This window comes from Thalassobacillus devorans, from assembly GCF_900176565.1.
Taxonomy (GTDB): domain Bacteria; phylum Bacillota; class Bacilli; order Bacillales; family Halobacillaceae; genus Thalassobacillus; species Thalassobacillus devorans_A.
In genome coordinates, this window is record NZ_FXEH01000006.1 from 1091259 (window position 1) to 1106897 (window position 15639).

Annotated in this window: 14 protein-coding genes; all 14 read left to right on the top strand. The window is 43.0% G+C overall.

Annotated elements, in window-relative coordinates; genetic code table 11:
* Positions 1–2: 2 nt before the first annotated feature.
* The 14 genes from rpsO to B9Y67_RS16495 all read left to right on the top strand — a co-directional run bounded on the left by rpsO (position 3) and on the right by B9Y67_RS16495 (position 15462).
* Positions 3–272, top strand: a complete 270-nt coding sequence (gene rpsO / locus B9Y67_RS16430) for a 30S ribosomal protein S15 (protein ID WP_062445880.1) — start codon at positions 3–5, stop codon at positions 270–272.
* A gap of 212 nt (positions 273–484) precedes the next feature.
* Positions 485–2611 carry a polyribonucleotide nucleotidyltransferase gene (gene pnp / locus B9Y67_RS16435; RefSeq protein ID WP_085508350.1) on the top strand — a complete coding sequence of 709 codons (2127 nt, stop codon included), beginning with the start codon at positions 485–487 and terminating at the stop codon, positions 2609–2611.
* Between the two features lie 175 nt (positions 2612–2786).
* Positions 2787–3722 carry a polysaccharide deacetylase family protein gene (locus B9Y67_RS16440; RefSeq protein ID WP_085508351.1) on the top strand — a complete coding sequence of 312 codons (936 nt, stop codon included), beginning with the start codon at positions 2787–2789 and terminating at the stop codon, positions 3720–3722.
* A gap of 18 nt (positions 3723–3740) precedes the next feature.
* Complete coding sequence (locus tag B9Y67_RS16445) at positions 3741–3980, top strand: YlmC/YmxH family sporulation protein (protein WP_176224032.1); 240 nt, start codon at positions 3741–3743, stop codon at positions 3978–3980.
* A gap of 893 nt (positions 3981–4873) precedes the next feature.
* Entirely contained in the window at positions 4874–5773 is a 900-nt protein-coding gene (gene dpaA / locus B9Y67_RS16450; RefSeq protein WP_085508353.1) for a dipicolinic acid synthetase subunit A, read from the top strand.
* A complete protein-coding gene (locus B9Y67_RS16455; protein ID WP_085508354.1) occupies positions 5770–6369 on the top strand; it encodes a dipicolinate synthase subunit B in 600 nt (199 codons plus the stop codon). Before dpaA ends, B9Y67_RS16455 begins: the two co-directional genes overlap by 4 nt.
* A 99-nt stretch (positions 6370–6468) precedes the next feature.
* Positions 6469–7515, top strand: a complete 1047-nt coding sequence (asd, locus tag B9Y67_RS16460; protein WP_085508356.1) for an aspartate-semialdehyde dehydrogenase — start codon at positions 6469–6471, stop codon at positions 7513–7515.
* A gap of 24 nt (positions 7516–7539) precedes the next feature.
* Complete coding sequence (dapG, locus tag B9Y67_RS16465; protein ID WP_085508359.1) at positions 7540–8757, top strand: aspartate kinase; 1218 nt, start codon at positions 7540–7542, stop codon at positions 8755–8757.
* 28 nt (positions 8758–8785) lie between these two features.
* The gene (gene dapA / locus B9Y67_RS16470; protein ID WP_085508361.1) at positions 8786–9658 is read left to right on the top strand and encodes a 4-hydroxy-tetrahydrodipicolinate synthase; all 873 of its coding nucleotides are present in this window, start codon (positions 8786–8788) and stop codon (positions 9656–9658) included.
* A gap of 149 nt (positions 9659–9807) precedes the next feature.
* Entirely contained in the window at positions 9808–10551 is a 744-nt protein-coding gene (locus B9Y67_RS16475; RefSeq protein WP_082412051.1) for a ClpP family protease, read from the top strand.
* A complete protein-coding gene (locus B9Y67_RS16480) occupies positions 10551–10760 on the top strand; it encodes a YlzJ-like family protein (RefSeq protein ID WP_085508364.1) in 210 nt (69 codons plus the stop codon). The genes B9Y67_RS16475 and B9Y67_RS16480 overlap by 1 nt, the downstream gene beginning before the upstream one ends.
* A 178-nt stretch (positions 10761–10938) precedes the next feature.
* Positions 10939–13257 carry a DNA translocase FtsK gene (locus tag B9Y67_RS16485; protein ID WP_085508366.1) on the top strand — a complete coding sequence of 773 codons (2319 nt, stop codon included), beginning with the start codon at positions 10939–10941 and terminating at the stop codon, positions 13255–13257.
* Between the two features lie 243 nt (positions 13258–13500).
* Positions 13501–14226, top strand: coding sequence for a GntR family transcriptional regulator (locus B9Y67_RS16490; RefSeq protein WP_085508368.1), 726 nt, complete (start codon positions 13501–13503; stop codon positions 14224–14226).
* Between the two features lie 117 nt (positions 14227–14343).
* Positions 14344–15462 carry a BMP family lipoprotein gene (locus tag B9Y67_RS16495; protein WP_303393603.1) on the top strand — a complete coding sequence of 373 codons (1119 nt, stop codon included), beginning with the start codon at positions 14344–14346 and terminating at the stop codon, positions 15460–15462.
* Positions 15463–15639: the final 177 nt, after the last annotated feature.

Genomic DNA, 15639 nt, shown 5'->3' on the forward strand with positions numbered 1-15639 from the left:
AAATGGCAATCACACAAGAACGTAAAAACGAAATCATTAATGAGTATAAGACTCATGACAACGACACTGGTTCTCCAGAAGTACAGATCGCTGTACTTACAGAGCAGATCACCAGCTTGAATGAGCATTTGCGTACGCATAAAAAAGACCATCATTCTCGTCGTGGTTTGTTGAAAATGGTAGGTAAGCGTCGTAACCTTTTGAACTACCTACGTAAAAATGATGTTACACGTTACCGCGAGTTGATCAAGAGTCTTGGCTTGCGTCGTTAATGGTAAAGACAAAAAGCGGGAGTTAATCCCGCTTTTTCTGTATGTTTGCATACATAAAGGTGCAGCTGGAAGCTGTATACTTTAAATTCATGTATATTCCCGAAGCAGACAGCTCATGCTTTTTATAAAAATAGGAAAAGCTAATGAGCATACAGGCTATACAAGGAATCGTGTTCACTTAACAGTTGTTATTGAGAGGAGTATTAAAAGTTATGGCAGAAGAAAAGCAAATTTTTTCGATCGAAGTTGGCGGTCGGACATTCTCCATCGAAGTAGGAGAATTAGCCAAGCAGGCTAATGGAGCCTGTATGGTTCGCTACGGAGATACATCCGTTTTGTCCACTGCGACTGGATCTAAAGAGCCGAAAGATCTACCTTTCTTTCCGTTGACTGTCAATTATGAAGAACGTCTATATGCAGTTGGGAAAATTCCGGGAGGATTCATTAAAAGGGAAGGTCGTCCGAGCGATAAAGCAGTTCTCGCGTCCCGTTTGATCGATCGTCCTATCCGTCCGATGTTCCCGGATGGTTTCCGTAATGATGTTCAGGTCATCAGCACCGTGATGAGTGTGGACCAGGATTGTTCTTCAGAAATGGCAGCCATGCTTGGTTCATCATTGTCCTTAGGCATTTCAGATATCCCGTTCGCCGGTCCGATTGCTGGAGTAATTGTCGGACGTATTGATGGAGAGTTTGTCATCAACCCGACAACGGAACAGCAGGATAAAAGTGATATCAACTTGACTGTTGCCGGAACAAAGGATGCTGTCAACATGGTAGAAGCGGGAGCGTTGGAAGTTCCTGAAGAAGACATGCTGGAAGCAATCATGTTCGGTCATGAAGAAATCAAACGCCTGGTGGCATTCCAGGGAGAAGTGATCGAGGCAGTAGGAAAAGAAAAAATGGAAGTGACACTGGTTGACCTCGATCAGGAATTGAAACAGCAGCTGGAAACTGACGCCAAAGATACGATGGTCAATGCTATCCAGACGCACGAAAAGAAAGCCCGCGAAGAAGCTATCGATACGGCTAAGAAAGATATTATCGCCAGCTATGAAGAACAGGAAGCTGATGAAGATACAATCAAGAAAGTAAAAGCTATTTTAGATGATATGGTGAAAGAGGAAGTTCGCCGATTGATTACAAAAGAAAAGGTACGTCCAGATGGCCGTAGTCCTGAAGAAATCCGGCCACTGTCCTCCCGTGTTGGTGTCTTGCCTCGCACTCATGGGTCCGGACTTTTCACACGTGGACAAACGCAGGCACTGAGTATTTGTACATTGGGACCACTGGGTGATGTTCAGATTCTTGATGGGTTGGACCTGGAAGAATCCAAACGTTTTATGCACCACTATAACTTCCCGCATTTCTCTGTAGGTGAAACGGGGCCGATCCGTGGACCGGGACGTCGTGAAATTGGACATGGAGCTTTAGGTGAACGTGCATTGGAAGTGGTCATACCTTCAGAAGCAGACTTCCCTTATACGATCCGTCTGGTATCAGAAGTTCTTGAATCTAATGGTTCTACTTCTCAGGCAAGTATCTGTGCAAGTACATTAGCTATGATGGATGCGGGTGTACCTATAAAGGCCCCTGTCGCTGGTATCGCTATGGGACTCGTTAAATCTGGTGAAGATTACACGATTCTAAGTGATATCCAGGGAATGGAAGACTTCCTTGGCGATATGGACTTTAAAGTGGCAGGTACATCAAAGGGTGTCACGGCACTTCAGATGGATATTAAAATTGAAGGACTTTCCCGTGAAATTCTGGAAGAAGCACTGACTCAGGCGAAGAAGGGCCGTATGCACATTTTGGAAAGTATGCTGGCTACAATCCCTGAATACCGTCAGGAGCTTTCTCAGTATGCGCCTAAGATACTGACGATGCAGATTAAACCGGACAAAATCCGCGATGTCATCGGCCCAAGTGGAAAGCAGATCAACAAGATTATTGAAGATACCGGAGTCAAAATCGATATCGAGCAGGATGGTAAAGTATTCATTTCTTCTACAAATGCAGAAATGAATTTGAAGGCGAAACAGATCATCGAGGATATCGTTCGTGAAGTAGAAGTCGGAGAAGTATATGAAGGAAAAGTGAAGCGGATTGAAAAATTCGGTGCCTTCGTAGAACTTTTCAAAGGGAAAGACGGTCTTGTACACATTTCAGAAATGGCTGAAGAACGCATCGGAAAAGTGGAAGATGTTGCGAAAATCGGTGATATTCTGAAAGTGAAAGTCAAGGAAATCGACAACCAGGGACGCGTCAACCTTTCCCGAAAAGCTGTACTGATTGAAGAAAAGAAAAAGCAGGAAAAAGAAAATAGCGATGCATAAATGAAAAGAAGCTGGACATCCAGTTTCTTTTTTTACATTAAAAAGGTTTAAAGGTATTAGAAAAACTTAGGATTTCACCATAAAGACTAGGCGAATAGCCGTTATTCTAAAATGCTTAATATAAGTTCTAACTCGTCCTTTCTGTCCATAAGTTAACGGTAAGGGGGAGTTTGTTATGAAATGGAGATACATAGGAATAGGCGTCATAGCTTTGATCATCATTTATTTTTCCATGTCCGCAAGACCTCTCTCTTACACCCAGGTGTTTGCTCCGTTAACCGCCTCTGTAGAAACCACAGACCTCTATAAAGAAATTGAAGCTAAAAAAGGAGATTATGATTTACCCGCCCAAGACGCCTATATCGATAAAGTGTGGAAGAAAACACCTGGACTCGAAGGCAGGAAGGTGAATGTGAAAAAGTCCTATGAGAAAATGAAAAAAGTGAATACTTTTGATGAAGATAAATTGGTCTACGATGCAGTTCCAACCAAAGTATCATTAGAGGACCTGCCTGCCTCTCCCATCTACCGCGGTCATCCTGACAAAGAAATGGTAACGTTCCTGATCAATGTGTCATGGGGAGAGGGACATATCCCGAATATGTTAAAAACTTTGAAAGAAAAAAAGGTAAAGGCTAACTTCTTCATCGATGGACAATTTGCTGAGAAAAACCCTGACCTGGTCAAGATGATTAAAGAGGAAGGTCATATCATTGGAAATCATGCATACAATCACCCTGATATGAGTAGAATGGACAGTGGTCAAATACAAGAGCAAATAGAAAGGACCAACCAGGTCATCACATCGCTTACAGATGAAACCCCAAAATGGTTTGCTCCACCTTCAGGAAGCTACAACAAAGCGGTAGTGGATACAGCAGCTGCATTGGAAATGGAAACCATTTTGTGGACCGTTGATACCGTTGATTGGAAAAAGCCAACCCAGCAAGTTATGGTGCAGCGAGTGGTTTCAAAAATCCACCCTGGAGCAATGGTTTTGATGCACCCAACCCCTGTAACTGCTCAAAGTCTCGATGAAATGATTGATCAAATCAGGGAGAAAGGGCTAAAAGTCAGTGACATTGAATCTTTATTGAGTGAATCAAGATGAAAGAAGGAGTGGCAGCTGATGAGGTTCAAAAGTTTGAGCGGCAAAGAAATCGTCGATGTATCCAGCGGTACGAAACTTGGGATATTAGGGCAGACCGATTTAGAGATAGATGAAAAAACAGGGGAAATCAAATCATTCGTGATACCGGAATATAAGTGGTTCGGAGTTAAATCCGGCCACGAAGGCCACCGGATAACGTGGAATGAAATTATCCGTGTCGGAGAAGACATGATCCTGATCCAGCCAAAAAAAGGATAAGAGATTTTTATGTAATTATTATAAATAGAGGTGCCGATCGAATAACGATCGGTGCCTTTTTATTTTTTTGCAAAATACTTATTATATATTGATGCAGCCAGGAGGAGTTGTATCTTTTTTAACGTCATAAACTTCAACTTATTCCACTAAAGGACCGAAAAGTCGAAGACTTGATTTCGAGATGATTGTGAGAGTTTAGGGGCGTAGGGGAAGGATTCGCTTTCCTGCGGGGGAACTGGCGAGCCTCCTTAGGCAAGCCTTGCGGGGTCTCGCCTTGCTCCTTCTCCCGCGGGAGTCTCACCCTTCCCCTACGCCCCTTGCCAAATAAGATACTCGAAATCGTGTTTGGAAAGTCCAGCCCTATTTTGTGATGAGAATCCTTTTACAATAGTAAGTTGACTGTATCTTCTGCTTTCAAAGCACTCTAATTCTGATCGAAGTTTCAAGAAACTCACCAACGTATGGTGGCCGGGAAAACGGTGAGACTCCTCGAAAATGCTACACATTTCCTTCGTGCGGTGTCTATTCAAGAAGATTATTCAAAGTCCTGTGGGATGAACATGATCGGTGAGATCCCGCTGGGCTTTAGCCCGAGGAAGCTCACCGTACGCCCATGGAAAGCGAGTGATTTCCCGGCCCTCCTAACCGTTACTACCGTAACGGAAACAACAAATCTCTAAACTGAGTCTTCCATTAAAGGGAGCTTATTTGTAATACCCCCACTGAGTATAGCCTCTATATTTTTATTATGTTTCTTCATACTTTTTCTAAATTTATGGTAATCACAGACTTCCTATCTTTCAACTTTGCCAGTGATACAAGGAACGAACAATCCGCTCCTACATAGGATAGAGGGAGAACGTGAAGCACCAATGCAAAAGGAGGTGTCCGGTATGCTGACCGGATGGAATGTGGCAATCCTCGGCGGGGATGCAAGACAAATCGAAATGATCCGCAAGCTGAGTGAATGGGATGCCTCACTTCACTTAGTAGGCTTCGACCAACTAGATTACGGCTTCACCGGAGCAAACCATATCGATATGGATGATGAAGAAGTAGAAAAATTTGACGTTGTCATTCTTCCTGTGGCGGGGACAGATGAAAACGGCAATATTGATAGTATCTTTTCCAATCAACAAATGGTGCTCGATGAGGATTGGGTGACACGGACAAAAGACGAATGTATCTTCCTGACAGGTATAGCCAATAATTATTTAATTGATTTACTGGATAAGACGGATCGCAGGATGGTGCCTTTACTATCCCGTGATGATGTAGCGATTTATAATTCTGTCCCTACAGTTGAAGGGGCAATCATGATGGTTATTCAAAATACTGATTTCACTATACATTCTTCCAGAGTCCATGTCCTTGGCTTAGGAAGAGTGGGAATGAGTGTCGCTCGTGCTTTTCATGGTCTTGGAGCAAAAGTACATGTAGGGGTAAGGAAACCTGCCCATTACGCAAGAGTGCAGGAAATGGGGTTAGTTCCGTTCTATTTGAATAACTTAGAAAAAAATGCTGAAAACAGCGACATCATGATCAACACAATCCCAGCTCCGATAATAAATGCTTCCGTAATCAGAAAAATGCCCAGTCATACGTTCATCTTAGATTTGGCGTCTAAACCAGGAGGAACAGATTTCCGCTATGCAGAGAAACGTGGCATAAAAGCGATCATCGCCCCCAGCCTCCCGGGAATTGTAGCTCCTAAAACTGCCGGCAGGATATTAGCGAACACCGTTTCGCAGATTTTAAAAGATTACAAGCGAAAGGATGGAGAATCTAAATGAGTCTTTCAGGAAAAACGATCGGCTTCGGATTGACGGGATCACATTGTACGTATGATGCTGTATTTCCAGAAATCAAGCGCTTAGTGGATATGCAAGCGACAGTGATACCGATTCTCTCCTATACAGTACAAAAGACGGATACCAGGTTCGGGGATGCGACAGACCATTTGAAAAAGTTGAAGGAATTGACCGGTGAAGAACTGATCATGACAATTCCGGATGCCGAGCCGTTAGGACCGAAACGTCCTCTCGACTGTATGGTAATTGCTCCACTTACAGGTAATTCCATGAGCAAAATGGCAAATGCTTTGACGGATTCCCCGGTATTGATGGCAGCCAAAGCAACATTAAGGAATGGAGGACCAGTAGTTCTAGGGATATCCACGAATGATGCACTAGGGCTTAACGGAGTCAATCTTATGAGGTTGATGGCAACGAAGAATATCTACTTTATCCCATACGGTCAGGATAACCCATATAAAAAACCGAACTCGCTTGTCGCAGATATGACAAAATTACCGGAAACAGTAGAGGCAGCCATTGCTGGAAGACAGAAACAACCCGTTTTGATCCAGCGTCATTTTGAAGATGCATAGAATATCGCTAACATCAACTCCCCTTATTATGATAGAATACAAGAAGTGACTCTATTTCAGAGAATTTTCAATTATTCAAACGAGAAAGGGGACACGGATATGAGTCAATCAAAACAATACAACGTAGCAGTAGTAGGTGCCACAGGCGCTGTTGGTCAAAAAATGATAGAAACCTTGGCAGATCGTGACTTTCCAATCAAAAGTCTGAAGCTGCTTTCCTCCTCGCGTTCAGCGGGTAAGAAAATTTCTTATAAAGGTGAAGAAATTACAGTAGAAGAAGCTAAACCTGAAAGCTTTGAAGGAATTGATATCGCCCTATTTTCTGCAGGTGGTTCTATTTCTAAAAAGCTGGCTCCTGAAGCAGTAAAACGAGGAGCAGTTGTCGTGGATAATACGAGTGCTTATCGTATGGATCCGGAGGTACCGCTTGTCGTACCTGAAGTAAATAAAGAAGATATCAAAGAGCATAAAGGAATTATAGCGAATCCGAATTGTTCCACCATCCAAATGGTAGCAGCGTTGGAACCGATTAAAGATGCTTACGGCTTAACCAGAGTAATCGTATCTACCTATCAGGCTGTTTCAGGCTCTGGTACAGAAGCGATCGAAGAATTGCGCGAACAATCGCAATCCTTCTTAAACGGAGAAGATATGAAGGCAGAAATCCTTCCGGTCAAAGGCGACGAGAAGCATTATCCAATCGCGTTCAACGCGTTACCGCAAATCGACACATTTGAAGAGAATGGTTATACCTTCGAAGAAATGAAAATGATTAACGAAACGAAGAAAATCATGCACGCGGAAGACTTGTCTGTAGCAGCTACATGCGTAAGACTTCCGATTTTCACATCTCATGCTGAAAGTGTATATATTGAAACAGAGAAAGAAGGACTATCAGTTGAGGATCTACATCAATCCCTGAAAAATGCACCAGGCATTGTATTGGAAGACGAACCGGCGACTCAAACATATCCTACTCCGTTAAGCGCAGCAGAAAAGCGGGATGTGTTTGTAGGCAGGGTTAGAAAAGACCTGGATCAGCCAAATGGTTTCCATCTTTGGATCGTCTCTGATAATCTATTAAAGGGAGCGGCTTGGAATTCTGTACAGATCGCAGAACAACTGGTTGCTAATGATTGGTTGTAATTTCTTAGTTGATGGGGTGTCAACATGAAAGTAGTAGTACAAAAATTTGGTGGAACATCTGTAAGAGATGAAGCAGGAAGAGCAAAAGCAATCGAACATATTCAGATAGCTATTGAACAAGGATACAAAGTGGTGGTCACCGTTTCTGCAATGGGCAGGAAGGGTGATCCTTACGCCACAGATTCTTTACTTGACCTCGTGGGTTTCCCTGCCTCTAATATTTCTTCCCGTGAACGTGATTTACTGATGTCATGCGGAGAGACAATTTCCTCTGTAGTTTTTTCCAATGAACTGAAACGGGCAGGTATCCATTCGATCGCATTAACCGGCGGTCAGGCTGGATTCATAACAAATGGAGATTTTACAAAAGCTAAGATAATCAAAATGGATGCTACACGTGTGGAAGAAGAACTGGATTCCCATGATGTAGTGGTTGTAGCAGGCTTCCAGGGCAGATCGGAAGAGAATGAAATCACGACGATCGGCCGTGGAGGAAGTGACACGACAGCAGCTGCATTAGGTGCTTCCCTGCAGGCGGATTTTGTGGATATCTTCACAGATGTAGAAGGTATTATGACAGCAGATCCGCGGATTGTAGATTCAGCACGTGCGCTTGATAAGGTTACTTACAATGATATTTGTAATCTAGCCTACCAGGGTGCAAAAGTGATCCATCCAAGAGCAGTTGAGATTGCCATGCAGGCGGAAGTGCCAATCCGGGTCCGTTCTACTTACTCGGTTGATGAAGGTACACTCGTCACTTCCTCTCGTGAGTCGGAAGCTGGAAAGGATATCCCGGATCGACTGGTTACAGGAATTGCCCATATATCCGGAATAACACAAATTCGTGTCCTTGCTAAAGAAGAACCATATCAGCTGCAGTCGGAAGTATTTAAATCCATGGCCGAAGCTGGTATATCTGTTGATTTTATTAATATTTCTCCTAGCGGGGTAGTTTATACGATTGAAGACTTATATACAAACCGTGCTGTGGAAATTTTGGAGAATCTGGGCTATACGCCTGAAGTTATCCGTAATTGTGCAAAAGTGTCGACAGTTGGCGCTGGAATGACGGGAGTTCCGGGTGTTACTGCAAAAATCGTCCATACGCTGACGGAAGCTGGGGTTCAGATTTTGCAGTCTGCCGACTCCCATACAACCATATGGGTGTTAATCCCTCAGGACGATTTAGTGACTGCTGTCAATGCCTTGCACAAAGTGTTTGAACTTGATCTTGAATAATTGTGAGTAAGAAGGGAGAAAGTGCACGATGAATTTCGGCAGAGTATTGACAGCAATGGTCACCCCATTTGACCATAAGGGTAATATAGATTTCGATAAGACAACAAAACTTGTCAACTACCTGATCAATAATGGTTCAGATGGGCTGGTCGTTGCAGGAACGACAGGCGAATCTCCAACCTTGTCATCGGAAGAGAAAGTTGCATTATGGAAGCATACGGTGGAGGTGGCGGACAAACGAGTGCCTGTCATCGCCGGCAGTGGCAGTAATGATACCCATGCTTCCATTGAGTTAAGCAAAAAAGCAGAACAAACTGGTGTAGACGCTGTCATGCTGGTTACTCCTTACTACAATAAGCCGAATCAACGTGGGCTCTATGAACACTTCAAGAATATCGCCAATGGAACAAACCTCCCTGTAATGTTATATAATGTTCCAGGTCGCTCCATTGTATCAATATCTGCTGAGACAGTAATAGCACTCTCAAAGATACCTAATATTGTTGCTATTAAAGATGCAAGCAGAGATATTGAATCCATTTCAGAAATGATCGAGTCTACACCTGATAACTTCCATGTATATGGCGGGGAAGACAGTCTCACGTTGCCTATCTGCGCCATTGGTGCAGCAGGAATTGTCTCTGTATCTTCCCATGTCATTGGAAATGAAATGCAGGAGATGTTAGCAAAATTCGATCAAGGAGATGTCCAGGGAGCTGCAAAGATCCATCGCCAGCTCATTCCGATTATGACTGAGATGTTCCGCGCTCCTTCACCTACACCTTTGAAGACAGCCTTACAAATCAAAGGCGTGGATGTGGGCGGGGTAAGACTTCCCCTTGTACCACTCTCTCCTGATGAACGAAAAAGGCTGGTAGAGCTCCTTAATGTGACGGTGTAACAAATCAGAAAGCACCGTATGTGTGAAAGCATACGGTGCTTTTTTTGTTCGAAATTTTTTAAGTTACACGTTATTCTAACCTTCATACCTTATTTTGTATTGGATACTGTAGTCTGGTTCATACTAACCGTAAAGAAAGGGGTATGACTATGACAGAATTCAATAATCAGCCACAACAGCCACAAAAAGATCAGCCAGGAGATCAACCGAAAAAATCGGAGCTGGTAGAAAAAATCCAGCAGCTGGGACAATCCAATGTTCCTCAGGCTCCTGATTCAAATATTCATGTCCTGCCTATTATCGGTCAGGTAGAAGGACATTTGCAGCTTCCACCTCAAAATAAAACGACTAAGTATGAACATTTGATTCCCCAGCTGGTAGCAATTGAACAAAATCCTAAAATTGAAGGACTTGTTGTTTTACTGAATACCGTCGGAGGGGACGTAGAAGCAGGATTAGCTATTTCGGAAATGATTGCTTCTCTATCGAAGCCTACGGTATCAATTGTCCTTGGCGGCGGCCATTCAATTGGAGTGCCGATCGCTGTTTCAACAGATTATTCGTTCATTACCGAAACTGCTACGATGACCATCCACCCGATTAGGATGACCGGACTTGTCATCGGCGTCCCGCAAACCTTTGAATACATGGACAAAATGCAGGATCGCGTAGTGAATTTCGTTACCCAGCATTCTAATATCGATGAAGACAAGTTCAAAGAATTAATGTTTGCGAAAGGAAACCTTACCCGTGATATCGGTACGAATGTAGTCGGACAGGACGCAGTCGATTATGGCTTAATCGATGCTGTGGGAGGGGTTAAGGAAGCGATGGAAATGTTGAACAAGGAGATCGATAAGAGAAAACCAGATGAAGAGCAGGTGATCCAGTAATGGTTCTCTATACACCCTTAAGTGAGACGGATATATTCCCAGCAGATCCAAATGCATACGATAGTACGGTTATCACTGCCTACAAACAAACTACTGTCAAAGCAACAAAGCTTGAAAATGGCAATTATCAGATCGTACAACTCCTATCAACCGATCCATCTGATTATTTACACCCGGACTATCAGCCAGGAATTCAATTTAACGCTTGAATGCCACCAAACACATGCTTGCCTGTGCTATAATGATACTGACTATTATTTGTAAAGGATGTCGCCTCTCAATGAATTATTCATTTGGCCGGCATCCTTCTAATTTTCCGTATGTTGTAGGGAGAGCGTTTTTCTACTTCCTAAACAAAGCTTCATTATAGTAGATAGAGGTGACAGCATGGCAAAAAAAAGAAACAAGAAAAAACAGGCGAGGTTGAAAAAACAGTTAAAGGTAGAACTTCTCGGCCTGTTGTTTATATTGCTTGCCGTATTTGGCAGCGGGGCAAGTGCCATCAGTGATGGAGCAATTCCTGGGGGATTGGAACATATCTTACAATTCTTCTTTGGTGTATGGTATTTCGTAGCTTCCATCTTCCTGTTGGTGCTAGGATTATTTTTAATGATTAAAAGAAGATGGCCGGTATTTTTACATAAACGTATGACAGGATTTTATATCATTTTTCTTTCCACCATTCTATTCACACATATCCAGTCATTTGAGCGTATTCTTGCAGACTCCAGCCAGCCATCGATTTTGAAAACGACCTGGGAACACTATTTTGCTTATTTAGATGGAAATCTTCCTTTCGCTACGATTGGCGGGGGAATGGTCGGTGCTGTTTTATTTGCACTCACATATTTTCTCTTCTCCGCTGCCGGGGCTAAGATACTTTCTGTATTTGGTATTATCATCGGTATCATTTTCTTGACGGAATGGTCACTAGGAACCTGGCTGGAAAATGTACTAGGGAAAATAACCGCTTTTACCCGTGAGCAATGGAATTCAATGAAAACGAATCGCAAATCAAAAGAAAAAGAGGACACAAAGAAAGAACGAAAGAAAAAAGACAAGCGTGAAAAAGAAATGGAGATGGAAGAAGGGGAACCACAGGTTGAAGGAATCGCAGAGAGTGAGGAGCCGATCATCCAGGACTTCACTGATATTGCTTATTCCTCTGAACTGAAGCAGCAAAATTCAGCCCCAGAAGAGCAGACATCTTCTGCTCCTGAAGAAGAAAAGGAAGAAGATCCACTCACCCAGTCATTGCCGATGACAGAAGTGGAGAATAAGGACTATCATTTGCCAGGTATGGATTTATTAGCTGAACCAACCCATAATTCCCAGTCGCAGGAACGCTCGCAAATTCAGGCTACAGTAAGGAAGTTGGAGAAGACTTTCCACAGCTTCGGCGTGAAAGCAAAAGTGACAAAAGTCCATGTAGGACCTGCTGTAACCAAATATGAAGTTTATCCGGATGTAGGAGTAAAAGTAAGCAAAATAGTCAATTTGCATGATGACCTGGCATTAGCCCTTGCCGCAAAAGATATACGAATCGAAGCACCGATTCCTGGCAAGTCTGCTGTAGGCATAGAAGTTCCGAACACGGAAGTGGCCATGGTTTCTTTACGGGAAGTGCTGGAATCAAACTCGGCGAAGCAGGGATCCAAATTGGGATTTGCTCTTGGAAGAGATATATCCGGGGATGCGGTGATCGGGGAACTAAACAAAATGCCCCACTTACTTGTTGCAGGTGCGACGGGAAGCGGGAAGAGTGTTTGTATCAATGGCATTATTACAAGTATCCTGATGCGTGCGAAACCGCATGAAGTGAAAATGATGATGATTGATCCGAAGAAGGTAGAATTAAATGTCTATAATGGCATTCCTCATTTGCTTTCTCCTGTAGTCACGGACCCTAAGAAAGCAGCCCGGGCCCTGAAGAAAGTAGTAGCAGAAATGGAACGTCGCTATGATTTGTTTTCTGATACCGGAACAAGAAATATCGAAGGGTATAATGAATATATCGCAAAACAGAATAAAGATAGCGAAGAAACACAGCCACAGCTTCCTTATATTGTTGTGCTTGTGGACGAGCTGGCCGATTTGATGATGGTAGCTTCCAATGATGTGGAAGATGCTATTACCCGACTTGCTCAAATGGCACGTGCGGCAGGTATCCATTTGATTATTGCTACTCAGCGACCATCCGTTGATGTTATCACAGGAATTATCAAAGCGAATATTCCGTCCCGGATAGCATTCAGCGTTTCTTCACAGACAGACTCCCGGACCATTCTCGATTCCGGAGGTGCTGAAAAGCTGCTGGGCAGGGGAGATATGCTGTTTATGCCAGTAGGTGCTTCGAAACCAACCCGTGTACAGGGTGCGTTTTTATCGGATGAAGAAGTGGAAAGGATCGTCAACTACTGTGTAGAACAACAACGTGCCCAGTATCAGGAAGAAATGATTCCAGAAGAAGAGAGCGAAGTGAAACAGGAAGTGGATGACGAACTGTATCCAGAAGCAGTTCAGCTTGTAATTGAAATGCAAAGTGCAAGTGTTTCCATGCTGCAACGGAGGTTTCGAGTCGGCTATACAAGAGCAGCCAGACTAATAGACGCCATGGAAGATAATGGAGTGGTAGGTCCTTATGAAGGAAGTAAACCGAGGACTGTGCTTGTATCCCAAACAACGGAAGAACAACAAAGCTCCTAATATAAAGACCATATGTCCTGGTACCAAGGATATATGGTCTTTTCTAATATACGGATATAGTCGCCTGCGACAGATCGCTTAGACCTATTTAATCACACTAATGGCGAAAAATTGTGTCTTATTTAGTAAAAATAATAAAATTCTATTTATTTATTACTAGTTTAATGGTATATTATTGTCTGACAAGATGTGTCGAACGTCAGATGTCAGATCTCATACGTTAGGAATATTGGAGGGAACTCTATGTCAATCAGACAGGACACCCGTCACTTATATTTACAGGTGATTGAGCAAATTAAACGTGATATTGAAAACGGTGTTTATAAAGAGAAAGAAAAACTTCCGTCCGAATTTCAATTATCAAAGAAATTGGGGGTTTCCCGGGCCACACTACGGGAAGCATTACGGATTCTCGAAGAGGAAAACATCGTAACAAGAAGGCATGGGGTCGGGACTTTTGTCAATCCGAAACCAGTATTTTCCTCAGGGATAGAAGAGCTGATCAGTGTAACAGCAATGATTCAAAAATCAGGTATGACACCCGGAACGCAGTTCCTTTCAACCGATTTCGTTGAACCGACAGATGAAGACAAGAAACGATTTGATCCGGTTACCGTACATAGTTTAGCACAAATTGAACGCGTGAGAACAGCTGATTCCCAACCCGTTGTCTATTGTATCGATAAATTGCCGGATGGTTTGATACCCGTCAAAGACGTACTGGAGAAGGATTCCATATTCGATAGCCTCGAAGAATATGCAGGCAAACGAGTCAGCTATGCTGTCACGTATATTGAACCGATTGGCTACCATGAACGTATTTCGCCGGTGCTTGAATGTGAACCTGAACAATCCCTCTTGCTTCTTAAACAAATGCACTATACGGAAATGGATGAACCTGTGTTGTATTCATCCAACTACTTCCGGGCTGATAAGTTCAGTTTCCACGTGCTAAGAAAAAGAGTGTAAGCGATTTCAATAATGTGACACATTTCATTTTAGGAGGTGGTCGCCTGTAAATCAGCAAAAAATGAAAACGTTTTTTAGTCGGAATTTTGCTAATTTTATCACAAATAGGGGGTAATTATGTTGAAAAATCGTCGTTCATTATTAATTTTAGCACTGTTGTTGGCGATCGGTATGGTTCTTGGTGCTTGCGGCTCATCTGACGGCGGCTCAGAAGAGGCAGAAGGCAATGGAAATGACAATTCTAACGGAGAAGAAGCTGCAGGGGATGATTTTTCTGTAGCAATGGTAACTGACGTCGGCGGGATCGATGATAAATCATTTAACCAATCTGCTTGGGAAGGTCTAAAGGCTTTTGGCGAAGAAAATGGCATGGAAAAAGGTCAAGGCATCGATTATGCCCAGTCTGCAAGTGATGCTGACTATAACACCAATTTAAACCGTCTGGTACGTAGTGATTATAACCTTATTTACGGTATCGGTTTCCTGCTGGCTCCAGCTATTGAGGAAGTTGCTGACCAGAATCCGGATACAAACTTCGGAATCGTTGACTCTGTTGTCGAAAAAGACAACGTGGCAAGCATCGTATTCAAAGAACACCAAGGTTCTTTCCTTGTTGGAGTAGCGGCTGCTATGAAAACTGAATCTGACAAGGTAGGTTTCATCGGGGGAGTAGACAGTGACCTCATCAATAAATTCGAAGCTGGCTTCCGCGCTGGTGTTAAATCTGTAAATAAAGATATTGAAGTAAAAGTACAATATGCAGGTGCTTTCGATGCACCGGATGATGGTAAAGCAATCGCTTCCAACATGTATTCTCAAGGAATTGATGTTATCTATCACGCTTCCGGCGGAACCGGTAACGGTGTATTCGCTCAAGCTAAAGACTTGAAGCAAAATGACGCTGACCGCAATGTCTGGGTTATCGGTGTGGACCGTGACCAGCATGAAGAAGGTCAAATCAATGACACAAACGTTACATTGACTTCTATGGTCAAGCGTGTAGATGTCGCTGTCCAGGACGTTTCAACCAATGCTATGAACGGCGAGTTTCCTGGTGGGGAAGTAGTAGAGTATGGTCTTGAAGATGATGCGATCAGTGTTGCTACTACAAACGAGGAAGCTATGACAGATGACATTAAAACTGCTGTAGAGGACTGGAAAGAAAAAATCGTCAATGGTGAAGTAGAAGTCCCTAGCACGATAGATGAAGTAAAAGAATTTGAAGATTCACTTTAATAATGGATCGGAAAGGCTGGTCAGCCAGCCTTTCCTTCTTATATAAAAACATCAAATGAAAGGCAGGCAGCCCTTTTCATTTGATGTTTTTAAAGAGAAAGATTCTAGCAGGTATTTATCTATTAAACTGCTAAAATATTTCATTACAAATAAAGAACCCTGGGATTGATATCCCAG